This is a genomic window from Brenneria sp. L3-3C-1 (assembly GCF_016456245.1).
In the GTDB taxonomy this organism is placed as follows: Bacteria; Pseudomonadota; Gammaproteobacteria; order Enterobacterales; family Enterobacteriaceae; genus Brenneria.
The window spans coordinates 151,196-173,959 of sequence record NZ_JAEMHF010000002.1; the positions used below are offsets into that span (position 1 = coordinate 151,196).

A 22,764-nucleotide genomic window follows, 5' to 3' on the forward strand; every position below is an offset into this window, starting at 1 on the left:
TTATTGACCGTTATTCCGCCATTATCTGCTGCGGCGCTCACGCACCGCCGACGCCAACTGACGCAACAGCGCTTGCGTATCTTCCCATCCGATACAGGCATCCGTGACGCTGCGGCCATAGACCAGCGGTTCATTACTCTCCAGATCCTGATTGCCTTCAACCAGATGGCTTTCCACCATCACCCCTATAATCGCTTTTTCGCCCTGTGCAATCTGGCCGCTGACGTCTTCACATACGTCCATCTGCTTTTTAAACTGCTTGCAGCTGTTCGCATGGCTGAAGTCAATCATCACCTGTGGCGACAACCCGGCTTTCTCCAGCCCCGCCTTCACCTCTTTAACATGTTGCGCACTGTAATTCGGCGTTTTGCCGCCACGCAGAATAATGTGGCAGTCGCTGTTGCCGCTGGTATTAACGATGGCCGAATGCCCCCACTTGGTGACGGACAGGAAGCAGTGCGGCGCGCTGGCCGCATTTATTGCGTCAATGGCAACCTTGATGGTGCCGTCAGTGCCGTTCTTAAAACCGACCGGGCAGGACAGGCCGGAGGCCAACTCACGATGCACCTGAGATTCGGTCGTCCGGGCGCCGATAGCACCCCAGCTCATCAGATCCGCAAGATATTGCGGTGTGATCATATCCAAAAACTCACCGGCGGCAGGCATACCGGAATCATTAATATCCAGCAGTAATTGACGTGCGATACGCAGACCGTCGTTGATCTGGAAACTATGATCCATATGAGGATCGTTAATCAGCCCTTTCCATCCCACCGTCGTGCGCGGTTTTTCAAAATAAACCCGCATCACCACTTCCAGATCGTCATTCAGTTCATGACGTAACTCAAGCAGGCGGGCAGCATATTCCTTGGCGGCTTTAGGATCGTGAATCGAACATGGGCCAATAACCACCAGCAAACGATCATCATTGCCGTTCAGAATTTTGTGAATGGCAGTTCGCGCGAACGAGACGGTTTCCGCGGCACGATCGGTCGCCGGGAATTTCTCCAACAGGGCGACGGGTGGCAAAAGTTCTTTAATCTCTTTAATCCTTAAATCATCATTCTGGTAATTCATAATAATTCCATCGATTCCAAAGCGGTATTTTTGACCCATATCCAACGCACGATATACAAGATAGCGGATAGATTGAAAAACTGAGCTGCCATAATGCAAGTTGACTATTATATGCCAAGCAGGCGACTTCATCGCGCTGAAATAGGCTATGTTTACATGATCAAATGCTTTCAGATGCGGAATAAGGTGTATTTTCACCATACGGAGCGCGCACGGCCTACGTAATATACACAGACAGGCGCTTTTGATATCGCGTCAAAGCGCACAACATTGATAATCAGCAGAATATTTTTTCACCGCCGATTGCAGTACAGTGACAGGGTAATCGGCTTATACACCACTCAGGATGGACTATGGCGCATTCCCACCACCACGCAGAATCGGGCAACAGTAAACGTCTGCTCGCCGCATTTATTGTTACCGCGACGTTTATGGTGGCGGAAGTTATCGGCGGCCTGCTTTCCGGCTCGCTGGCGCTGCTTGCCGACGCCGGTCACATGCTGACCGATGCCGCGGCGCTGTTTGTCGCTCTGCTGGCCGTGCGTTTCGCGCAGCGTAAGCCCAACGCGAATCATACGTTTGGCTATCTGCGCCTGACCACTCTCGCGGCTTTTGTTAATGCGCTGACGCTGGTGGTTATTACCGCGTTTATATTCTGGGAAGCCATTCGGCGCTTCTATGATCCTCAGCCGGTGGCCAGTGTGCCGATGCTGATTATTGCCGTCGCCGGTTTGCTGGCGAATATTGCCGCGTTCTGGTTATTGCATCACGGGAGCGAAGAAAAAAACATTAATGTCCGGGCGGCGGCGCTGCACGTACTGGGCGATTTGCTAGGTTCAGTGGGGGCGATTATCGCCGCGTTGGTTATTCTGTTTACCGACTGGACGCCGATTGACCCCATACTGTCGATATTGGTGTCCTGCCTGGTGTTGCGTAGCGCATGGGCGCTGATGAAAGAGAGTATTCACGAGTTACTGGAAGGGACGCCCGGCCAGATAAGCGTTGATGCGTTGAAGAAAGATCTGACGCTGAATATCCCGGAAGTACGCAATATTCATCATGTGCATCTGTGGCAGGTGGGCGAAAAGCCGTTAATGACGCTGCATGCGCAGGTGATCCCGCCTTACGATCATGACGCGTTGCTGAAACGTATTCAGGAATATCTGTTGAAAAATTATCAAATCGGTCATGCCACGATTCAGATGGAGTATCACCACTGTGATGATGACCACTGCGACATTCATCACGCAGCAGGCCATCATCATTGAGGCCATTACGGCCTGGCGTGTGATAACGGACTGGAGCGGTTTTCCTGCGCGCTTTTAATCCACAGCCAGGAACCGTTCAGCGCAATCAGCGTCAGAATAGCGTATTCCACCGCCATGGCGTACACCCCCTGATAGGCGAAAATCACCACGCAGATAACATCAATGACCACCCACAGCAGCCAGTTTTCAACGTACTTACGCGTCATCAGGATCATCGCGACAATCGACAAGACCATCATCGTGGAATCCCAGAACGGAAAAGCATCCGGCTGGAGTTCCGGCATCTGTACACCTAATCCGAGCGCTTGCATGCCTGAAACCGCCATGCGCGTCAGAACGGCGAAAACGGCGTCGATATAAAACGTCATTAACCCGATGGCGACCACACTCACGGCAGACCAGCCGATCAGCTTCGGCAAGGGAAGCCAGCGAATTTTAAGCTCCACTTCGTGAGACTCGGTTTTGCGCGTCCAGGCGTACCAACCATAAATATTGGCGGCAAAAAAGAAAATTTGCAGCAGCAGGCTGGCATAGAGTTGGATCTGGAAAAAAATCACCGCAAACAGCGTGACGTTAATCAAACCAAACAGGTAGTTAATGGTTTTTTCCAGACTTGCCAACCAGATACAAAGTAACCCAAACAGCGTGCCTATCGCTTCGATCCAGGAAAGATCGTATCCCCCCGTCCCCAAAGGAATATGAACCAAAATATTACTGGTACTGAAAAAGTCCATCTCGCCATCCTGTCTGAGTAATAATGCGCTAATTTATTTTTTACGTTGCCTACGCATAAATGAAAATCACGATCTATCAGGCATTTCCGCGTACACGTAGTTTCAGTGTAGCAGCGAATTCGAGCATTCTGTTTAACGGGATCAACGCGCCTTCCCTCAGCGCGGCATCGACGTGAATTTCATGCGCCTCCCCGCCCTGTTCCAGGCCCTGAGCAATCGCTTGCAAACCGTTCATCGCCATCCAGGGGCAATGCGCGCAGCTGCGGCAGGTTGCGCCCTCGCCGGCGGTCGGCGCTTCCAGTAAGGTTTTACCCGGACATGCCTGCTGCATTTTATAAAAAATGCCGCGATCGGTAGCCACAATCAGTTCCCGCTGAGGCAAGGTTTGGGCGGCCTGAATAAGCTGGCTGGTGGAACCGACGGCATCGGCCATCTCCACGACGCTCTGCGGTGATTCCGGATGCACTAAAATAGCGGCGTCGGGATACAGCGCTTTCATGCGCCTTAATGCCTGAGTTTTAAATTCATCATGCACAATACAGGCGCCCTGCCAGCACAGCACATCGGCGCCGGTTTGCTTTTGCACATAACTGCCCAGATGACGATCGGGCGCCCAGATAATCTTTTCGCCCAGGCTATCCAGATGTTCAATCAACTCCACCGCGATGCTGGAGGTCACTACCCAATCCGCACGCGCTTTTACCGCCGCTGACGTATTGGCGTACACCACGACGGTGCGATCGGGATGACTGTCGCAAAAACGATTGAACGCTTCAATGGGGCAACCGAGATCGAGCGAACATTCAGCCTCAAGCGTTGGCATCAGCACGGTTTTTTCCGGGTTAAGGATTTTTGCCGTTTCCCCCATAAAGCGAACCCCCGCGACCAACAGCGTCGATGCGGGGTGCGTACTGCCAAAGCGCGCCATCTCCAGCGAGTCGGCGACACAGCCGCCGGTTTCCTCGGCCAGGGATTGAATTTCCGGATCGGTGTAATAATGCGCCACCATCACCGCATTTCGCTGCTGCAATAAGACTTTTATCCTGCTACGGTAATGTTGCTTTGCTTCAGCCGATAACGGCTTAGGCTTCGCAGGAAAGGGGTAAATCGTTTCATTGCTATCAAAAAGGATGCTCATTATGGGTTTCCATGATGACAACGCTGAGACCTGAAACAGCAAAAGCCGCCTAACTCAGATCGTAATGTTTTTTATCCTAAACAAAATACCGAAAAAAAAGCCTTGAGTCGCCATTTTTTGTCTAAAAATCGATAATTTGTTTATTTAACTTAAAATGAAACGATAACGTCGGCTTTATTCTTCAACCAAAGAGCCGCTGCCAATACAGCGAGATGGGAATAACCAGCAACAACGCCGGCAGAAAATTCACCACGGCAAATAACTTAATCTGGGCAATCCGCAATCCTACCGCGATCATAATAATGCCGCCGCAGGCAGAAAAATCGCCTGTCGAGACCACCGTCATAAACGGCATTATCAACTTGGCGGAGAAAAACAGTAACGATTGGATAACAAGCTGGGGAATGACGATCGACATGACCGCAAAGCCAAGCGTAATAGAGAAAATCAACGCGGTAAAAACATCCAGCGCCGACTTGATGATCAGTAATTGATAATCGCCAGTGAGCCCTTCGGTCAAGGCCCCGACTACCCCTGTCCCGCTGGCGCAAAACAGCACGATCAGCGCCGTAAAGTTCTGCGCGTAAACATCCTGCGGCAAGCGGTGTTCAGGCGCTGGCAGTACGCGGCTAAGCACGCGTTGGATCGCCATACCCGCCTGCTGAACGCCATATTCCATACGGCACAACTCACCAACCGCAACGCCGATGATGACCGCCAGCGCCACCGCCGGCAGTTGCTGGACTTTAATCACCAGCGTCACGCCCATTGCTATCGACACCATGGCAAATGCAGGAGGCAGACCATCTTGTAAACGTTGCGGGATAAAACGCCGCAATGCGATACCCAACCCGCCACCAATGAGGATTGCGGCACCATTAATCAAAGGACCTATCATCAAAACTCCCTAACCACTGCGATACGAGCTTATTACGCGACAACCGAGACCAACTTCACCGGAGTTGAAACAAACCGACTGGCTGGCTTTAGCGGGCCATTGCGCCAGGCCAAGGGAACGTAATATACCGTAAACCATCAGGTAACGCTGAGCAGGTCGTGCCGAAAAGACCTAAAAGTCAGGTTTGATTCAAGATTAGAAATTGATTTTTGTCTGGGCAGGAAAATCAGGAAGTGGTGGGTCGTGCAGGATTCGAACCTGCGACCAATTGATTAAAAGTCAACTGCTCTACCAACTGAGCTAACGACCCGCTGTGCGGAACTGCTAATAAAACTGACTGCCGTAATGGGTGGGTCGTGCAGGATTATTCGGCCTAAGGCCTCACCCTTCGGGTCAACGCTTGCGCGTTGTTCAAAATCGACGATATCGATTTTGTCGAACCTTACGGTTCTCATCCTTCACGATTCTAAACCGCTTTTCTTAATTTGAAATTGGTGGGTCGTGCAGGATTCGAACCTGCGACCAATTGATTAAAAGTCAACTGCTCTACCAACTGAGCTAACGACCCCAATTCATGCTGCTTTAGCGTTTCGTTCTTGCCTTGGCAACGGCGGCATATATTACTAATTTAAATTTTCAGCGCAACCTATTTTCCATAAAAACGGTTCGACTGCTTATTCTTCAAACGTTAAGGCACAAAAATCACTCATAACGAGCAACTTTTGTGCCTGTGAAAAGCGATCACGATGCAGATAGGCGTTTTTGAGCCTGTTTGGCGCTTTCAGTATTGGGGTACAATTTTACGACCTGCTGGTAAACGGCTTTGGCTTTATCGGCCTGCCCTTTTTCCTGCATGATCACCCCGACTTTCAGCAAGGCTTCCGCACTTTTTGGGGATTTAGGATAGTTTTTTACTACATTGGCAAAGTAGTAGGCGGCGTCGTCTTTATTGCCCTTGTTGTAATTCAACTGCCCGAGCCAGTAATTGGCATTGGGCTGATAGGTCGAATCCGGGTATTTTTTGACGAAAGCCTGAAATGCGCTGATGGCCTGATCGTACTGTTTTTTCTCCAGCACCAGGGCGACAGCCTCATTGTAATCCGTGTTGACATCACCGGTACTGGCCGGCGCCGCACTCGTTGCGGCACCGGTATTCGACCCCGCAGCAGGCGCGTTATCTGACGGCGCAGTTGATGATGTCTGCGAGTTCAATCCATCAATTTGCTGATAGATCTGTTTTTGCCGTTCAACAACCTGATTCAGTTGATACTGACTTTCCTGAATCTGCCCGCGTAAATTATCAATATCACGCTGCGTATCAGAAAGCTGTTGCTGAAGTTGAGTTAAAAGCTGGCTGTGAGCGTTGGAAATACGCTCCAGTTGCGTGACTCGATCTTCCACCGAGCCAGAGCCGACATTACTGATTGGCGCAGCCAGGACAGTAGCGGCCCAGGGGGCCGCTACGCCAACCAGTAACGACAGACCCAACAAGTGACGTCTGAAGTTACTGCTCATGCGATTCTCTTAATAGACCAGAACAGCACGACGGTTTTTGGCATAAGCCGCTTCGTCATGACCCAGAACGGCTGGTTTTTCTTTACCGTAAGATACGATAGAGATTTGATCGGAAGAAACGCCTTTACCTTGCAGATACATTTGTACCGCGTTGGCGCGACGTTCACCCAGAGCGATGTTGTATTCCGGCGTACCGCGTTCATCCGCGTGACCTTCGATAGTCACTTTGTAAGACGGGTTGCTACGCAGGAATGACGCGTGCGCGTCCAGCATTTGAGCGAAATCGGAACGAATATCGTACTTGTCCAGATCGAAGTAAACGATATTGTTACGCTGTAATTCCTGCATCTGTAGACGAGCCTGCTCAGAAGAAGACGCATTGCCGTCCATCATACCGTTATTGCCGCCAGCGGCGCCGATTGAAGACTGATCATTGTCCGCATTTTTGTTAGAGCTACATGCGGCAACTGCCAGTACCGGCAGAGCCAACATCAGGCCTTTCAGCACTTTATTGAATTGCATCTCGTTATGTCCTTTAAATGGTTTATTGTACATATCTGCACTTATAGATACGGCGACCAGGCAGGGAATTTAACCTGTCCATCCGTCGCCGGAAGACGCGCTTTGAAACGCCCATCTGTCGAGACTAGCTGTAACACGGAACCCAGCCCTTGTTTGGAGCTATAGATAACCATGGTGCCATTAGGCGCGATGCTTGGCGTTTCGTCCAGGAACGTGTCCGTTAATACTTGTACGGCGCCCGTTACCAGATCCTGTTTGGCAATATGCTGAACGCCGCTATTGGAGCCAACCATTACCAGAAATTTACCATCGGCGCTCACTTCAGAATCCTGATTTTGGGCGCCTTCCCAAGTCAGACGTTGAGGTGAACCGCCGTTCACATTCATTTTATAAACCTGAGGACGACCGGCCTGATCCGAAGTATAGGCCAGAGTCTGGCTATCCGGGAACCAGCTCGGTTCCGTGTTATTGCTGCGTCCGTCGGTTACCTGACTCATTTGGCCGGAGCTGAGATTCATGACGTACAGATTCAGGCTGCCGCTCTTGGACAGGGCAAACGCCAGTTTGCTGCCGTCAGGAGAAAAAGAAGGCGCTCCGTTATGACGCGGGAAAGAAGCGACCTGACGAATCGCGCCGTTTGCCAGCGTCTGGATAACCAGCGCCGAACGTCCGCTTTCAAAGGTAACGTAAGCCAGTTTGCTGCCGTCCGGCGACCAGGCGGGAGACATCAAAGGTTCGGGAGAACGGTGCACCACAAACTGGTTGTAGCCGTCATAGTCCGCAACGCGCAGTTCATAAGGGAACTGACCGCCGTTGGTCTGCACGACATAAGCGATGCGGGTACGGAACGCGCCTTTGATGCCGCTCAGTTTTTCAAATACTTCATCACTGGCGGTATGCGCGGCATAACGCAACCATTGTTTGGTCACTTTGAACTGATTCTGCGCCAATACGCTGCCGGGATTGCCGGAGGTATCAACCAGTTGATAAGAGATAACGTAGCTGCCGTCGGCGCTGGGCTGTACCTGACCGACAACCACGGCGTCGATACCCAGCGCAGTCCAGGCGGCAGGCGTCACTTCGGATGCCGTTGCGGGTTGCTGGGGCATACGGCTGGCATCGATCGGATTGAACTTACCGCTGTTACGCAAATCGGCGCCCACGATACCGCCGATATCCTCAGGCGCGGCGCCCGGCCCCGCCCATTTGAACGGCACAACGCCGATCGGACGCGCGGAGTCTACCCCCTGGGTAATCTCGATACGAACTTCCGCGTGCGCTACCGCGGCAAACAGCATCAAAAAGCTTAATGCAACTTTAAATACCTGCTTCATTTGATCTCCCTTATCCAGACGCGAAGTCTACGATAAATATACCCTTCATCTTTCAAGTTGCAGGCGCGTTGGCTGCTCGAATTATTCGGCCCTTCTCTGGGCCTCAGCCGCCGCAAGCAGCGTTCAAATCTGCTCCAGCAGAGTTGTCACCCGAGTTACTTACTGATGTAAGCTCCTAGGATTCGTTCGATTGCCGTATTCCTGCACCTTGAAATATATTGGCTACAGCAGAATTTTAACAAAAACAAACCAATGTTAACAAAACACCATAACCTGGTTTGCTTACCATAGTAATAATCTTAAACCCATATCGGTAAACAGCCCGGATTACTGCGGTTTAAAGTCTATCGGTGCATTTTTGAAAGCCTCATAAACATCCGTACTTGGCGGTTTCGGAATTCTGGCTTGCCTTGCCGCAGCAATCGCCGCCTGACACAATGCGGGATCGCCGCCTTCAGCATTCACATCGATCAACAAGCCATCTGGCGCAAGTTTGATACGTAATGTGCAGGTTCGTCCTTTATAGAGCTGCCAGTCATAAAACTTGCTTTGGATAGCCGCCCGAACCTGACTGCCGTAGCTGTCCAGCGCCGCGCCGGACGCGCCGCTTTGTTTGTTGTTTCCAACGCCGGCCGGCGCGCCGCCGCCTGATCTGGGGGCATTTTTTGATGATGCCAGTCCGCCCAGCAAATCATCAATGGCGCTTTCCTGTTTAGCCGCTTCCGCGGCCGCCCTCTTTTTCTCATCCGCCGCTTTTTTTGCCGCTGCGGCGGCTTCAGCTTTCTTTGCGGCCTCAGCCGCGGCTTTCTGTTTTGCCAATTCAGCGGCTTTGGCCGCCTCTGCTTTGGCGGCTTCCGCCGCTTTCTGCTTCGCCGCCTCGGCAGCGGCTTTGGCTTCCTCTTCCGCTTTTTTCTTCGCGGCCGCCGCTGCGGCTTGCTGTTGAATTTCTTGTTCGGCTTTTCTCTTCGCATCAGCGGCGGCTTTCGCCTGTTGTTCCGCATCGGCTTTCGCTTTCGCCGCGGCGGCCTCGGCCTGCTTCTGCTGCTCTCTCGCCTGTTGCGCGGCGGCTTCCGCCTGCTTACGCTGCTGCTCCTGTTCCTGCGCCTGCTGTTTAGCCTCTTCCTGCGCCTGCAAACGCTCTCTTTCCAGCTCTTTCAGCCGCTGTTGCTCTGCCGCCTGCTTCTGCTGTAGTTCTTCCGCCTGTTGCTCAGCCTGTTTTTTACGCAACTGTTCGGAACGCTGAGCATCGGTCTGCTGTTGCTGCTGGCGGTTGTATTGCTCGGCAACGGCGCTGGGATCGACCATGACGGCATCAATTGACGAGCCGCCTCCGCCTCCGCTGGCTTCCATCGTTTGCGTAAACGAGCTCCAGATCAGCAAAGCAATCAGTAGGACATGCAGAACCACCGAAATAATAACGGCGCGTTTCAACTTGTCGTTTTGTTCGGTTGCTTTTAGCACAATCGATTCCCAAAAACAGTGTTGCCAGAAATATGCTCAATGTACATCGCGCTGATTCAGATTGGTTGCGTCATCAGCCCAACGGATTTGACCCCAGCCTGATGCAGCAGGTTCAGTGCTTTAATAATTTCATCATAAGGAACATCTTTTGCACCGCCAATCAAAAACACCGCTTTGGGGTTTGCCGCCAGACGCGTCTGCGCTTCAGCAATAATCTGTTCCGCCGGAAGCTGCTCCATCCGGTTCTGCTCCACCACCAGGCTATACTGCCCGACGCCGGAAACCTCGACGATGATCGGCGGGTTATCATTACTGGAAACCGTTTTTGAATCCGTCGCGTCCGGTAAATCAACCTCGACGCTCTGCGTGATAATCGGTGCGGTGGCCATGAAAATCAGCAACAACACCAGCAGGACGTCCAGTAATGGAACAATGTTGATCTCGGACTTCAGTTCACGACGCCCTCTGCGTACTCGTGCCATGCTGCCCCCTGATTATTTGCCGCTATCGCTGGAGAAAGCTTGACGGTGCAGGATGGCGATGAACTCTTCCATAAAGTTGTCATAGTTCTGCTCCAGCTTGTTGACGCGTTGATTAAGACGGTTATACGCCATAACCGCGGGGATAGCGGCGAACAGACCGATCGCCGTGGCAATCAAGGCTTCAGCGATACCCGGCGCCACCATCTGCAAGGTTGCCTGCTTCACCGCGCCCAGCGCGATAAAGGCATGCATGATCCCCCAGACGGTGCCAAACAGGCCGATATACGGACTGATGGAACCTACCGTACCCAGAAACGGAATATGCGTTTCCAGCGTTTCCAGCTCACGGTTCATGGAAATACGCATCGCGCGCGATGCCCCTTCCACCACGGCTTCCGGCGCATGATTGTTGGCGCGGTGCAAACGGGCAAATTCTTTGAAACCGGAATAGAAGATTTGTTCCGTGCCCGTCAGGCTATCGCGGCGGGTCTGGCTTTCCTGATACAGTCGGGACAGCTCGATGCCGGACCAGAACTTATCCTCAAACGCTTCCGCATCACGCGTCGCCGCATTCAGAATTCGGGTTCGCTGAATGATAATCGCCCAGGAAGCAATGGAAAAACAGATTAAAATCAGCATGATTAGTTTGACCAGAAGGCTTGCCTTCAGGAACAAATCAAGAATGTTCATGTCAGTCACTGCTTAAACTCCGCGACAATAGACTTAGGAAGCGCAATCGGCTTCATTTGAGATGGATCGATACATGCGATCAAAACTTCGGCATGGCTCAATAAGGTACCATGTGAATTGAGAATGCGCTGTGCGAACGTCAGCGAAGCGCCGCGGATCGAAACGATCTCGCTTTGCACTTCCAACAGGTCGTCAAGGCGCGCCGGGGCAAGATACTCCACCGTCATCCGGCGAACAGCAAAAGCAACATGCTCACTCATTAAAGCTTGCTGGTGAAAATTGCGCTCACGCAACATTTCGGTTCTCGCCCTTTCATAAAAGGCGACATACCGCGCGTGATAGACAACACCACCCGCATCAGTGTCTTCAAAATAGACCCTAACTGGCCAGCGGAACAACGTATTACTCACTCTATATCCCGGTAATGCACTAAACATCGTTACTATACGCAAGAGAAATGAGGTTTGGAATGGATTGTAACAGCGGAAAGAAAATAATTATGGGTTGCAGGCAACCCATAACAAAATGGAATAGAGGGCTATTTTAGCGAAAGAAGTAATACAAACCTGCGGCCAGGATCACAAAGGCCGGAAGGGGCGCGAAAAACGCGCGCCAGCGCAGCCGCCGAGGACGAAAACCAACGCCGTGAACCACGCCGGCGCACACCGCCCAAATCAGCAAAAACCCCTGCCATACCGCCAGTTCGCTGGTACGCGCGGCAAAGCGCGACGGATCCCAGAAAACGCAGCCGGCCACCAGCAGCGCCATGATCAGGGAAAGAGCCCGTAACGGGCTCTTATCCATCAGGCGATAGAGTCTATCGACCAAATCACTCATTGTGTTTTATCTTCACTCTCTTTGCTTGCCTCGCTCTGCTCAAGCGCCAGGGCGGTAATAATCCCCAGTGAACAAGCAAGAAGCGTTCCGAGTATCCAAGCGAAATACCACATAAATTAAGCTCCTTACTTAGTACATCGAATGAGTGTTTTGCTCAATATGTTCTTTGGTGATGCGTCCGAACATTTTGTAGTAACACCACGCGGTATAAGAAAGCACAATCGGGACGAAAATGATCGCGACGATGGTCATGACTTTCAGGGTCAACAGGCTTGAGGTCGCATCCCACATGGTCAGGCTGACATTCGGCACCGTAACAGACGGCATGATGAACGGGAACATCGCAACGCCGGCCGTCAGAATCACACAGGCAATGGTCAATGAGGAGAACAGGAATGCCCACGCGCCTTTCTCGGCCCGCGCCATGGCGATAGTCAGCAAAGGCAGCACCACGCCCAACGCCGGAATAGCCCACAGCACAGGATGATTGTTGAAGTTAATCAGCCAGGCGCCAGCCTGATGCGCGACTTCTTTATGCAGCGGGTTGGACTCGGCCGCCGTGTTCATAACCGACGTCACCACATAACCATCAATGCCGTAAACTACCCACACGCCCGCCAGCGCGAACGTCACCATCATCACCAGCGCAGAAATCTGCGCCGCCGATTTTGTACGCACGTGCAGATCGCCCGTCGTACGCATCATCAGATAGGTCGCCCCCTGCGCCACAATCATCGTCAGGCTGACAATACCCGTCAGCAGGCCGAACGGATTGAGAAGCTGGAAGAAGTTTCCGGTGTAGTACAGACGCAGATATTCATCCACATGGAACGGCACGCCCTGCAACAGGTTACCGAACGCCACACCGATCACCACCGGCGGAACGAAGCTACCGATGAAGATGCCCCAATCCCACATGCCGCGCCAGCGCGGATTTTCGATTTTTGAACGATAGTCAAAACCGACGGGACGGAAGAACAACGATGCCAATACCAGAATCATCGCAATGTAAAAACCGGAAAACGCAGCGGCATACACCATCGGCCAGGCGGCAAATAGCGCGCCGCCCGCGGTGATCAGCCACACCTGGTTTCCATCCCAATGCGGCGCGATACTGTTGATCATCACCCGGCGTTCCGTGTCGCCACGGCCCATCAGTCGAACCAACACCCCCACGCCCATGTCAAAACCATCGGTGATGGCGAAACCAATCAGCAGAATGCCAATCAACAGCCACCAGATAAAACGCAATACTTCATATTCGAACATAGTGGACTCCTGTTTACCGTGCTTCCTGCGCAACCGCTATGGGCTGTTCAAAGTGGTAACGCCCTGTTTTCAGGCTGCTTGGCCCCAGACGCGCGTACTTGAACATCAGATACATTTCCGCGACCAGGAACAGCGTATACAGGCCGCAAATCAGCGCCATAGAGAACAGGATATCCCCTGCCGTCAATGATGAGGTGGCGACCGCGGTCGGCAGTATTTCACCAATCGCCCAGGGTTGACGGCCATACTCAGCGACGAACCAGCCCGCTTCTACGGCAATCCACGGCAGAGGGATGCCATACAGCGCGGCGCGATGCAGCCATTTTTTCTCGCCGATTTTTCCACGCAGCACAGTCCAGAAAGACAGGCCGATGATAATCAGCATCAAAATGCCGCACGCCACCATGATACGGAAAGAGAAATACAGCGGCGCAACGCGTGGAATGGAATCTTTGGTCGCCTGCTGAATCTGCGCTTCCGTCGCATCGGACACGGTTGGCGTATAGCGTTTCAGCAGCATACCGTAACCCAGATCCTGCTTGGACTGGTTGAAGGCTTCTTTAACGGCGGGATCGGTGTTGCCCGCACGCAGTTCTTCCAGCAATTGATAAGCCTTCATACCATTACGGATACGCACCTGATGCATTTCCATCAGTTCTTTCAGGCCGGTCACTTGTTTATCGGTGGAACGTGTGGCAATCAGCCCCAGCACATACGGGATCCTGATGGCATAGTTGTTTTCCATATTATCCTGATTCGGCAAACCAATCAGGGTAAAGGAGGCCGGCGCAGGCTGGGTTTCCCATTCAGCTTCGATGGCGGCGAGTTTGGTTTTCTGCACGTCCCCCATTTCATAACCGGATTCATCGCCGAGGACGATAACGGATAAAACGGAAGCCATGCCGAAGCTGGCGGCAATGGCAAAAGAACGTTTGGCGAAAGCGATATCACGGCCTTTCAGCAGATAGTAAGAGCTGATACCCAGAATGAACATCGCGCCGGTACAGTAACCCGCGGCGACCGTATGAACGAATTTCACCTGAGCAACCGGGTTCAACACCAGATCGGCAAAGCTCACCATTTCCATACGCATGGTTTCAAAGTTGAAATCAGAGGCGATAGGGTTTTGCATCCAGCCGTTGGCCACCAGGATCCATAGCGCAGAGAAGTTGGAGCCGAGCGCGACGAGCCAGGTAACCGCCATGTGTTGTACTTTTCCCAATCGGTCCCAGCCGAAGAAGAACAGACCAACAAAGGTAGATTCGAGGAAGAATGCCATCAGGCCTTCAATGGCCAGCGGCGCGCCAAAAATATCCCCGACGTAATGCGAGAAATATGACCAGTTAGTACCAAACTGAAACTCCATCGTCAGCCCGGTCGCGACGCCCAGAGCAAAGTTAATTGCAAATAACTTGCCCCAGAACTTAGTCATATCTTTATAGATTTGTTTGCCGGACAGCACATATACCGTTTCCATAATCGCCAGCAAAAACGCCATTCCCAGCGTTAATGGCACGAATAGAAAATGGTACATCGCGGTTAAGGCAAACTGTAAGCGTGACAGTTCGACTATATCAAACATCTTGACTCCTTGCTCCTCGCAGGAAGGTTTTAGCTTGCAGGATCTCGCAAGCCGCTAAACACCCGTCAGTGAACACCCAAAAAGAACACAACATTAAATTACTTCAGCCCAGGCTTTAGCAAACGCCGGTAAATTGGCGAATCCAACAGCAAGCCAAAGAAAAATCACAAATATTGCCAGTATCGTATCCTACAGAGTATCAGTATATTACGCCTGTAATCCCCTACAATAAATAGGTTTTTACGTGACATGGATTGGGTTTTTGGTTGCAAATCATTTTACCGGCAAACCCGGTGTTTCTGAATAATTGATTTGGCGCAATTTAAGCTTATTTTTTAAAATATATCCATAGGTGAATTTTGATCTAAAACAAATTAACTCCTTTTTGTTAATTAATGGTTTGCGTTAATTTCACACTTACCTGCATTGTTAAATATATGTGATTTTATAGTTTAAATTAAAATCAAGCCGGTAATATATTTTTCACTTTAATTTCGATTATTCATCCTGAATGCGTTTCCGTTCCATTCCTGCACTTTTTAGTCATGTGCTTTGTTTATAGACCATAATTAAGTATTTTTATTGTTAGCGTATTGTTATATGAAATTAACAAAAATCATTACTCATTAGAACTGGCTGAATACATTAATTTTTCTCTATAAAAAAAGCCACCCTGAGGTGGCTAAACATGTCGAACGTTAACAGCATTACATTAATAACGATTGTGTTATTCGCTCATCAGCGGGAAAGCACGGATTTTACCGCCTCGCCGATATCGGCCAGACTGCGCACCGTTTTTACCCCGGCCGCTTCCAGCGCGGCAAACTTATCGTCAGCGGTGCCCTTACCGCCGGCGATAATCGCCCCGGCGTGCCCCATGCGCTTGCCTTTCGGCGCGGTTACGCCCGCAATGTAGCTGACCACCGGTTTCGTCACGTGATCTTTGATATAGGCCGCGGCTTCTTCTTCCGCCGTCCCGCCTATTTCACCGATCATCACAATCGCTTCAGTCTGCGGATCCTGCTCAAACAGTTTCAGGATATCAATGAAGTTGGAACCGGGGATCGGATCGCCGCCGATGCCCACACAGCTCGATTGCCCCAAACCGGTATCGGTGGTCTGTTTTACCGCTTCATACGTCAGGGTGCCGGAACGGGAAACAATACCCACTTTCCCCGGCAGATGGATGTGGCCGGGCATGATGCCTATCTTGCACTCGCCGGGCGTAATAACCCCCGGACAGTTCGGGCCGATCATCCGTACGCCGTTCTGATCCAGCCTGACCTTGACCGTCAGCATATCCAGCGTCGGGATGCCTTCCGTAATACAAATAATCAGCTCGATACCGGCGTCAATCGCTTCCAGAATAGAGTCTTTACAAAACGGCGCCGGCACATAGATCACCGAAGCCGTCGCCCCGGTGGCTTCAACGGCTTCACGCACCGTATTGAAAACCGGCAGACCGAGATGTTCCGTACCGCCTTTACCCGGCGTTACGCCTCCCACCATCTGCGTACCGTAAGCAATCGCCTGCTCGGAGTGAAAAGTCCCCTGACTACCGGTAAAACCCTGGCAGATAACTTTGGTGTTTTTATCGATCAGAATGGACATTATTTACCCCCCGCTGCCGCAACAACTTGCTGGGCCGCATCCGTCAGGCTGGTCGCCGCGATAATATTCAGGCCGCTCTCCGCCAGCTTTCTGGCACCCAGTTCGGCGTTATTCCCTTCCAGGCGAACGACTACCGGTACATTGACGCCGACTTCGGAAACCGCGCCGATGATACCGTCGGCGATTAAATCGCAGCGCACGATGCCGCCGAAAATATTGACCAACACCGCGTTGACTTTGTCGTCGGACAGGATGATTTTGAACGCTTCCGTCACCCGCTCTTTGGTTGCGCCGCCCCCCACATCAAGGAAGTTGGCCGGCGCGCCGCCGTGTAGTTTGACGATATCCATGGTGCCCATTGCCAGACCAGCGCCGTTCACCATGCAGCCAATGTTGCCGTCCAGCGCCACATAGTTGAGTTCCCATTGGGCGGCATGCGCTTCACGGGAATCTTCCTGACTCGGATCACGCATTTCACGCAGTTCAGGCTGGCGGAACAAGGCGTTGCCGTCGGCCGCCAATTTACCGTCCAGACAAATCAAATCGCCCTGTTTGGTAATCACCAGCGGATTGATCTCGACCAGCGCCAAATCACGCTCCAGGAACATCGTCGCCAGCCCCATGAAGATTTTGGTGAACTGCGCCACCTGCTTGCCGCTTAAGCCTAATTTAAAGGCCAGTTCGCGCCCCTGATAGGGCTGCGGCCCGGTCAGCGGATCCAGCGCGGCTTTATAAATCAGCTCGGGCGTTTCTTCCGCGACTTTCTCAATCTCTACGCCGCCTTCCGTTGACGCCATGAACACCACCCGGCGACTGCCGCGGTCAACCACCGCGCCCAGATAGAGTTCTTTGTCAATGTCGGTGGCCGCCTCCACCAGAATCTGATGAACGGGCTGCCCTTGCGCATCCGTTTGATACGTCACCAGGTTTTTACCCAGCCAGCTTTCTGCGAATGCGCGGATATCCTCTTTATTGCCGACGACTTTTACCCCGCCGGCTTTACCGCGTCCGCCCGCGTGAACCTGGCATTTCACCACCCACGGGCCGACACCGATTTTCGATGCGGCTTCTTCCGCCTCGCGAGGTGTCGTACAGGCAAAGCCGACCGGCGCCGGTAACCCATATCGAGCAAATAATTGTTTTGCCTGATACTCATGTAGATTCATGATGTTCTATCCATTCAGGTTTAAAGATATGCCTATCTTATATTTATTGATAACGCCGCCGACAAGGCGGCCTGCATAGCACATACATAGATAAAGGGCGGTAAGCATTCGATGGCTTACCGCCCAATGGATCAGATATCCAACAGCAAACGCGTGGGATCTTCCAGCAGTTCTTTTATCGTCACCAGGAAGCCCACGGACTCACGGCCGTCAATCAGACGATGATCGTAGGACAGCGCCAGATACATCATCGGCAGAATGACCACCTGGCCTTCCACCGCCATCGGACGATCTTTAATCGCATGCATACCCAGAATGGCGCTTTGCGGTGGGTTAATGATCGGGGTGGACATCAGCGAACCAAAGACGCCGCCGTTGGTAATAGTGAAATTCCCCCCGGTCAGTTCTTCCACGGTCAACTTACCATCACGACCTTTCAGCGCCAACTCTTTGATCTTCTTCTCGATCTCGGCCATGCCCAGTCTATCTGCATCTTGCAGAACCGGCGTAACCAGACCGCGCGGCGTCGACACCGCAATACTGACATCAAAATAGCTGTGGTAAACCACGTCTTCGCCATCAATGGAAGCATTCACTTCCGGGAAGCGCTTCAGCGCCTCAACCACCGCCTTGATATAGAAAGACATGAAGCCTAACCGGATGCCGTGGCGCTTCTCAAACACTTCGCCGTACTGCTTGCGCAAATCCATGATGGGTTTCATGTTGACTTCATTAAACGTCGTCAGCATCGCGGTGCTGTTTTTCGCTTCCAGCAAGCGCTCCGCCACGCGTTTACGCAAGCGCGTCATCGGTACGCGTTTTTCGCTGCGGCCGCCAGGGGCAGCAGGGGCAGACTCGGTAGCCGGAGCGGGAGACGCGGCGGGCTTTTCCTCTTTCCCGGCATCTTTCTTGCGCGCCGCCAGATGTTTCTCGACGTCTTCGCGGGTAATTCGCCCGCCGACGCCGCTGCCTTTAATCGCGGAAGCATCCAGGTCGTGTTCCGCAATCAGGCGGCGGATCGCCGGGCTGAGCGCATCGTTATTTTCCTCTTCCAGCGCGGCCGTATGACGCTGTGCCGGCGTGGACTCCTTACTCTGAGACTTCTCGCTGGTTTCTTTGCCGGAACTGTCGCCCGGACGCAGGCGGGCCAGCACCTGGCGAGAGGTTACCGTGGCGCCTTCATCTTCCAAAATCGCATCCAGAATACCGGCTTCAGACGCCGGTACTTCCAGGATGACTTTGTCGGTTTCAATCTCGACCAGCACTTCATCACGCTGGACGCTATCGCCCGGTTTTTTATGCCAGGTAGCCACGGTTGCATCGGCTACCGATTCAGGCAGGTCAGGGACGAGAATATCTACGCTACTCATTATCTATCCTTTTATTTAATCAACGTTCAGCGCGTCATTAACCAGAGCTTGCTGCTGTTTCTGGTGTACGGACAAATAGCCAACGGCGGGTGAAGCGGAGGCTGGACGTCCGGCGTAACGTAAAGAAGCCCCGAATGGTATGACTTCACGGAAGTGGTGCTGGCTGCAATACCAGGCCCCCTGGTTCAGCGGCTCTTCCTGACACCACACGAAATCATGTACGTGGGAGAACGGCTCCAGCGCTGCCTGCACCGCCTGGTGCGGGAAAGGATAGAGTTGTTCGATACGCACCACGGCCACATCTTTTTGATCATTTTTACGACGCTGTTCCACCAGATCATAATAAACCTTACCGGAACAGAGAACGACGCGCTTGATCGCCTTGGGATCCAGGTCGTCAACCTCGCCGATCGCCGGCTGGAAATGACCGTTGGCCAGTTCATCCAAAGAGGAAATAGCCAGCGGGTGACGCAACAGCGATTTCGGCGACATCACAATCAACGGACGACGCATGCCGCGCAACGCCTGACGGCGCAGCATGTGATAAACCTGGGCCGGCGTGGACGGAATACAAACCTGCATATTCTGTTCGGCGCACAATTGCAGATAACGTTCAAGCCTGGCCGAGGAGTGCTCAGGCCCCTGTCCTTCATACCCGTGCGGCAACAGCATCACCAGCCCACACATCCGGCCCCACTTCTGCTCGCCGGAACTGATGAACTGATCGATGACCACCTGGGCGCCGTTGGCAAAATCGCCAAACTGCGCTTCCCAAATGGTCAGCGTGCGCGGCTCCGCCGTCGCATAGCCGTATTCAAACGCCAATACCGCTTCCTCGGAAAGCACGGAGTCCCAGACTTTGAATTCGCCCTGCGCATTATGCACATGTTCGAGCGGCGTATACCCCGAACCATTCTTCTGATTATGCACCACCGCATGGCGATGGAAGAACGTGCCGCGGCCGGTGTCTTCGCCTGACAGGCGCACCGAAATCCCGTCATCAACCAGCGTGGCATAGGCCAGCATTTCCGCCCCGCCCCAGTCAAACGGCTTATTGCCGTTGGCCATTTCCGCCCGATCGCGATACACCTTGGCCACCCGCGGCTGCATATCTATCGCCTCGGGAATTTCGCTGATGCGTTTGGCAAGCTCCTGCAAGCGCTTCATTTCAACCTTGTTCGGGTAGGGTTCGTCCCATTCGTGATTCAGATAGGGCGACCAGGTGAAGGACTGCATGTCCATCTCGCGCCACTCGTCCACCACGCATTCCCCGTCATCCAGCGCATCGCGATACAGATTGACCATCTCGGTGGCGTCTTCCAACGTGACCACCTGTTGCTGTTCCAGGCGATCCGCATACACTTTACGCGGCGTCGGATGCTTTTTGATTTTCTGGTACATCATCGGCTGAGTGGCGCTCGGCTCATCCGCTTCGTTATGGCCGTGCCGACGGTAGCAAATCAGATCGATAAACACATCGCGCTTAAAGGTATTACGGAAATCCAGCGCCAGACGGGTAACAAAGGCCACCGCTTCCGGATCGTCCGAATTAACGTGGAAAATAGGCGCCTGAACCATTTTACCGATATCCGTACAGTATTCCGTGGAACGGATATCCAGCAGGTTCGAGGTGGTGAAACCGATGCGGTTGTTAATCACGATACGCAACGTTCCGCCCACTTCATAACCGCGCACTTTGGACATGTTCAGCGTTTCCTGCACCACGCCCTGTCCGCTGATGGCCGCGTCCCCATGAATGGTAACCGGCAGAACCAGCGTACCGACCGGATTATCCAGCCGGTCGAGCCGCGCGCGCACCGAACCGGTCACCACCGGACTGACAATCTCCAGATGCGAAGGGTTGAAGGCCAGCGCCAGATGCACCAGCCCGCCCTCCGTTTCCAGATCCGAGGAGAACCCCTGATGGTATTTCACATCACCGGTGCCCAAATGCTCTTTATGCTTGCCGGCGAACTCATCAAACAAATCCTGCGGCTTTTTCCCCAACACGTTAATCAGCACATTCAGACGGCCCCGGTGCGCCATGCCCAGCACCACTTCACGCGTGCCGTTATTGCCCGCATGATGAACCATCTCTTTCAGCATCGGCACTAATGCATCGCCCCCTTCCAGCGAGAAACGCTTGGCGCCGGGGAATTTCGCGCCGAGATAACGCTCCAGCCCTTCCGCCGCGGTCAGCTCTTTCAGGAAACGTTTTTTCTCATCGGCGCTAAAGGACGGCTGCCCCATCACGGACTCAATACGGTGCTGGATCCAGCGTTTTTCTTCCGTATTGGTGATGTGCATGTATTCCGCCCCGATCGGCCCACAGTAGGTCTGTTTCAGCGCTTGATACAGTTCACCCAGTTGCATGGTGTCCTTGCCGATGGCAAACGACCCCACGTTAAAGGTTTCCTGCAAATCATCCTGCGTCAGATTGTGATAATCGAGATCCAGTTCGGGCACCGGGATCTGAGTGCGTAAATTCAAGGGATCGAGATTGGCCTGCTGGTGACCGCGGAAACGGAAGGCATTGATCAACTGCAATACCTTAACCTGCTTCGCATCGCTATCAGGATCGGTAATCGACGAGGTGTGACGTGAAGAATCTTTCGCCAGACGGCGAAAATATTCCCGTGTCTTGGAATGAAATTGATCCGGTTTGATCCCAGCCGTTGGCAACTGCTGGAAGATCGAGCGCCAGCTGAGATCGATAGAATCCGGGTCGGTTAAAAAATCTTCATAGAGCTGCTCTATGTAGGACTGGTTCGCGCCCGCCAGATAGGAGGAATCCAGCCAGGCCTTCATTGCGCCGTTCTGCATTATGATCCCTTAAGCTAATAAGCTTCAGTTTTCGCCGTGGTTAACATGTCAATCGTGCCGTATAAAATCGGTTGCCGTAAAAACGGTTCGCTTGCCGTACATCCGTACGCGCTGTCAAGGCATCCACTACCTTTTAAGGAACCTTTAAAAACCGCTTCTGACGCGTAAGCCGGTTTTTAAAGGTTTCCTGCCATCCCCCGGAGCTTGGCGGCTTCCGGGGGATATGCCGGTCTTAACTACATCACCTGTTCCGTCACGGCCTGCTGGTTACCCATTACGCTGTAGCAACATGGATTTAATATGACCAATCGCCCGCGTCGGGTTAAGCCCTTTCGGACAAACACTGACGCAATTCATAATGCTGTGACAGCGGAATACGCTGAAAGCATCGTCCAGATTGTCCAGGCGCGGCTTGGTTTCCGTATCGCGGCTGTCAATCAGGAAGCGGTATGCGGCCAACAGGCCCGCAGGGCCGACAAACTTATCCGGGTTCCACCAGAACGACGGACAAGACGTTGAACAACAGGCGCACATGATGCATTCATACAACCCATCCAGTTTCGCCCGTTGCTCCGGTGATTGCAGATGCTCGCGCGCCGGTGGATTCTTCCCATTATTCAACAGGTAAGGTTTTATTTTCTCATATTGGGCATAGAATTGCCCCATGTCCACTACCAAATCACGCACAACCGGCAATCCAGGCAGGGGGCGGACGACAATTTTGCCGTTTCCGCGCCGCAGCGCTGAAATCGGCGTGATGCAGGCCAGCCCGTTTTTACCGTTCATGTTAACACCGTCTGAACCGCAAACCCCCTCGCGGCACGAACGGCGAAATGACAACGTTGGGTCCTGTTCTTTCAGCAGAATCAGGGCATCCAGCAACATCATGTCGCGCCCCTCCTCCGCATCCAACTGGTAGTCCTGCATCCGCGGCGCATCATCGGCATCCGGGTTATAGCGATAAATGGAAAATTCAAGTTTCATCAA

General features: G+C 52.7%; 21 protein-coding genes, 2 tRNA genes and 1 other RNA gene. 1 reads left to right on the plus strand and 23 read right to left on the minus strand.

The window, feature by feature from the left end; translation table 11 throughout:
• Nucleotides 1-21: 21 nt before the first annotated feature.
• The gene (gene aroG, locus JG725_RS07110) at nt 22-1,077 is read right to left on the minus strand and encodes a 3-deoxy-7-phosphoheptulonate synthase AroG (RefSeq protein ID WP_172289871.1); all 1,056 of its coding nucleotides are present in this window, start codon (nt 1,075-1,077) and stop codon (nt 22-24) included.
• 353 nt (nt 1,078-1,430) lie between these two features.
• Between aroG and zitB the strand changes: the two genes are divergently transcribed.
• The gene (zitB, locus tag JG725_RS07115; RefSeq protein WP_172289870.1) at nt 1,431-2,345 is read left to right on the plus strand and encodes a CDF family zinc transporter ZitB; all 915 of its coding nucleotides are present in this window, start codon (nt 1,431-1,433) and stop codon (nt 2,343-2,345) included.
• A gap of 5 nt (nt 2,346-2,350) precedes the next feature.
• Here the strand turns inward: zitB and pnuC are convergent, their stop codons facing one another.
• The 22 genes from pnuC to JG725_RS07225 all read right to left on the minus strand — a co-directional run bounded on the left by pnuC (nt 2,351) and on the right by JG725_RS07225 (nt 22,761).
• Complete coding sequence (gene pnuC, locus JG725_RS07120; RefSeq protein WP_172289869.1) at nt 2,351-3,079, minus strand: nicotinamide riboside transporter PnuC; 729 nt, start codon at nt 3,077-3,079, stop codon at nt 2,351-2,353.
• A 76-nt stretch (nt 3,080-3,155) separates the two neighbouring features.
• Nucleotides 3,156-4,217 (minus strand): quinolinate synthase NadA, encoded by a 1,062-nt coding sequence (nadA, locus tag JG725_RS07125; RefSeq protein WP_172289868.1) that lies wholly within the window; start codon nt 4,215-4,217, stop codon nt 3,156-3,158.
• Nucleotides 4,218-4,398: 181 nt separating this feature from the next.
• Nucleotides 4,399-5,115, minus strand: a complete 717-nt coding sequence (locus JG725_RS07130) for a DUF554 domain-containing protein (RefSeq protein WP_199377405.1) — start codon at nt 5,113-5,115, stop codon at nt 4,399-4,401.
• A gap of 234 nt (nt 5,116-5,349) precedes the next feature.
• Nucleotides 5,350-5,425, minus strand: a tRNA-Lys gene (locus JG725_RS07135).
• 37 nt (nt 5,426-5,462) lie between these two features.
• Nucleotides 5,463-5,591, minus strand: a non-coding RNA gene (locus tag JG725_RS07140) — RtT sRNA.
• A 16-nt stretch (nt 5,592-5,607) separates the two neighbouring features.
• Nucleotides 5,608-5,683 (minus strand) — tRNA-Lys (locus tag JG725_RS07145).
• Between the two features lie 173 nt (nt 5,684-5,856).
• The gene (cpoB, locus tag JG725_RS07150; RefSeq protein WP_172289866.1) at nt 5,857-6,630 is read right to left on the minus strand and encodes a cell division protein CpoB; all 774 of its coding nucleotides are present in this window, start codon (nt 6,628-6,630) and stop codon (nt 5,857-5,859) included.
• Nucleotides 6,631-6,639: 9 nt separating this feature from the next.
• Nucleotides 6,640-7,152: a peptidoglycan-associated lipoprotein Pal gene (gene pal, locus JG725_RS07155; RefSeq protein ID WP_199377407.1), complete on the minus strand. Its 513-nt coding sequence runs from the start codon at nt 7,150-7,152 to the stop codon at nt 6,640-6,642.
• 41 nt (nt 7,153-7,193) lie between these two features.
• The gene (gene tolB, locus JG725_RS07160) at nt 7,194-8,486 is read right to left on the minus strand and encodes a Tol-Pal system beta propeller repeat protein TolB (protein ID WP_172289864.1); all 1,293 of its coding nucleotides are present in this window, start codon (nt 8,484-8,486) and stop codon (nt 7,194-7,196) included.
• A gap of 327 nt (nt 8,487-8,813) precedes the next feature.
• Nucleotides 8,814-9,947: a cell envelope integrity protein TolA gene (tolA, locus tag JG725_RS07165; RefSeq protein ID WP_199377409.1), complete on the minus strand. Its 1,134-nt coding sequence runs from the start codon at nt 9,945-9,947 to the stop codon at nt 8,814-8,816.
• A 56-nt stretch (nt 9,948-10,003) separates the two neighbouring features.
• Nucleotides 10,004-10,429, minus strand: coding sequence for a colicin uptake protein TolR (tolR, locus tag JG725_RS07170; protein ID WP_172289862.1), 426 nt, complete (start codon nt 10,427-10,429; stop codon nt 10,004-10,006).
• A 12-nt stretch (nt 10,430-10,441) separates the two neighbouring features.
• Nucleotides 10,442-11,128: a Tol-Pal system protein TolQ gene (tolQ, locus tag JG725_RS07175; RefSeq protein WP_172289861.1), complete on the minus strand. Its 687-nt coding sequence runs from the start codon at nt 11,126-11,128 to the stop codon at nt 10,442-10,444.
• Nucleotides 11,125-11,529: a tol-pal system-associated acyl-CoA thioesterase gene (ybgC, locus tag JG725_RS07180; protein WP_172289860.1), complete on the minus strand. Its 405-nt coding sequence runs from the start codon at nt 11,527-11,529 to the stop codon at nt 11,125-11,127. The genes tolQ and ybgC overlap by 4 nt, the downstream gene beginning before the upstream one ends.
• Before the next feature lie 133 nt (nt 11,530-11,662).
• Complete coding sequence (gene ybgE, locus JG725_RS07185; protein WP_172289859.1) at nt 11,663-11,956, minus strand: cyd operon protein YbgE; 294 nt, start codon at nt 11,954-11,956, stop codon at nt 11,663-11,665.
• Nucleotides 11,953-12,069 (minus strand): cytochrome bd-I oxidase subunit CydX, encoded by a 117-nt coding sequence (gene cydX / locus JG725_RS07190; RefSeq protein ID WP_172289858.1) that lies wholly within the window; start codon nt 12,067-12,069, stop codon nt 11,953-11,955. Before cydX ends, ybgE begins: the two co-directional genes overlap by 4 nt.
• A gap of 16 nt (nt 12,070-12,085) precedes the next feature.
• Nucleotides 12,086-13,225 (minus strand): cytochrome d ubiquinol oxidase subunit II, encoded by a 1,140-nt coding sequence (gene cydB, locus JG725_RS07195; protein WP_172289857.1) that lies wholly within the window; start codon nt 13,223-13,225, stop codon nt 12,086-12,088.
• A 13-nt stretch (nt 13,226-13,238) separates the two neighbouring features.
• Nucleotides 13,239-14,807, minus strand: a complete 1,569-nt coding sequence (gene cydA, locus JG725_RS07200) for a cytochrome ubiquinol oxidase subunit I (RefSeq protein WP_172289856.1) — start codon at nt 14,805-14,807, stop codon at nt 13,239-13,241.
• A gap of 738 nt (nt 14,808-15,545) precedes the next feature.
• Nucleotides 15,546-16,418, minus strand: a complete 873-nt coding sequence (gene sucD, locus JG725_RS07205) for a succinate--CoA ligase subunit alpha (RefSeq protein ID WP_199377411.1) — start codon at nt 16,416-16,418, stop codon at nt 15,546-15,548.
• On the minus strand, nt 16,418-17,584 hold the full coding sequence (gene sucC, locus JG725_RS07210) for an ADP-forming succinate--CoA ligase subunit beta (protein ID WP_172289854.1): 1,167 nt from the start codon (nt 17,582-17,584) through the stop codon (nt 16,418-16,420). The genes sucD and sucC overlap by 1 nt, the downstream gene beginning before the upstream one ends.
• A gap of 131 nt (nt 17,585-17,715) precedes the next feature.
• Nucleotides 17,716-18,954 carry a 2-oxoglutarate dehydrogenase complex dihydrolipoyllysine-residue succinyltransferase gene (odhB, locus tag JG725_RS07215; RefSeq protein WP_172289853.1) on the minus strand — a complete coding sequence of 413 codons (1,239 nt, stop codon included), beginning with the start codon at nt 18,952-18,954 and terminating at the stop codon, nt 17,716-17,718.
• 15 nt (nt 18,955-18,969) lie between these two features.
• Nucleotides 18,970-21,777 carry a 2-oxoglutarate dehydrogenase E1 component gene (gene sucA, locus JG725_RS07220; protein WP_199377413.1) on the minus strand — a complete coding sequence of 936 codons (2,808 nt, stop codon included), beginning with the start codon at nt 21,775-21,777 and terminating at the stop codon, nt 18,970-18,972.
• A gap of 267 nt (nt 21,778-22,044) precedes the next feature.
• On the minus strand, nt 22,045-22,761 hold the full coding sequence (locus JG725_RS07225; RefSeq protein WP_172289851.1) for a succinate dehydrogenase iron-sulfur subunit: 717 nt from the start codon (nt 22,759-22,761) through the stop codon (nt 22,045-22,047).
• Nucleotides 22,762-22,764: the final 3 nt, after the last annotated feature.

Bases quoted from the DNA above. Each gene is read 5' to 3' on its own strand.
- JG725_RS07130 (WP_199377405.1), bottom strand. From the start codon at position 5,115: ATGATAGGTCCTTTGATTAATGGTGCCGCAATCCTCATTGGTGGCGGG.
- JG725_RS07225 (WP_172289851.1), bottom strand. From the start codon at position 22,761: ATGAAACTTGAATTTTCCATTTATCGCTATAACCCGGATGCCGATGAT.
- cydB (WP_172289857.1), bottom strand. From the start codon at position 13,225: ATGTTCGAATATGAAGTATTGCGTTTTATCTGGTGGCTGTTGATTGGC.
- sucA (WP_199377413.1), bottom strand. From the start codon at position 21,777: ATGCAGAACGGCGCAATGAAGGCCTGGCTGGATTCCTCCTATCTGGCG.
- tolR (WP_172289862.1), bottom strand. From the start codon at position 10,429: ATGGCACGAGTACGCAGAGGGCGTCGTGAACTGAAGTCCGAGATCAAC.
- sucD (WP_199377411.1), bottom strand. From the start codon at position 16,418: ATGTCCATTCTGATCGATAAAAACACCAAAGTTATCTGCCAGGGTTTT.
- aroG (WP_172289871.1), bottom strand. From the start codon at position 1,077: ATGAATTACCAGAATGATGATTTAAGGATTAAAGAGATTAAAGAACTT.
- sucC (WP_172289854.1), bottom strand. From the start codon at position 17,584: ATGAATCTACATGAGTATCAGGCAAAACAATTATTTGCTCGATATGGG.
- cydX (WP_172289858.1), bottom strand. From the start codon at position 12,069: ATGTGGTATTTCGCTTGGATACTCGGAACGCTTCTTGCTTGTTCACTG.
- odhB (WP_172289853.1), bottom strand. From the start codon at position 18,954: ATGAGTAGCGTAGATATTCTCGTCCCTGACCTGCCTGAATCGGTAGCC.
- ybgE (WP_172289859.1), bottom strand. From the start codon at position 11,956: ATGAGTGATTTGGTCGATAGACTCTATCGCCTGATGGATAAGAGCCCG.
- cpoB (WP_172289866.1), bottom strand. From the start codon at position 6,630: ATGAGCAGTAACTTCAGACGTCACTTGTTGGGTCTGTCGTTACTGGTT.
- tolB (WP_172289864.1), bottom strand. From the start codon at position 8,486: ATGAAGCAGGTATTTAAAGTTGCATTAAGCTTTTTGATGCTGTTTGCC.
- cydA (WP_172289856.1), bottom strand. From the start codon at position 14,807: ATGTTTGATATAGTCGAACTGTCACGCTTACAGTTTGCCTTAACCGCG.
- nadA (WP_172289868.1), bottom strand. From the start codon at position 4,217: ATGAGCATCCTTTTTGATAGCAATGAAACGATTTACCCCTTTCCTGCG.
- pal (WP_199377407.1), bottom strand. From the start codon at position 7,152: ATGCAATTCAATAAAGTGCTGAAAGGCCTGATGTTGGCTCTGCCGGTA.
- zitB (WP_172289870.1), top strand. From the start codon at position 1,431: ATGGCGCATTCCCACCACCACGCAGAATCGGGCAACAGTAAACGTCTG.
- pnuC (WP_172289869.1), bottom strand. From the start codon at position 3,079: ATGGACTTTTTCAGTACCAGTAATATTTTGGTTCATATTCCTTTGGGG.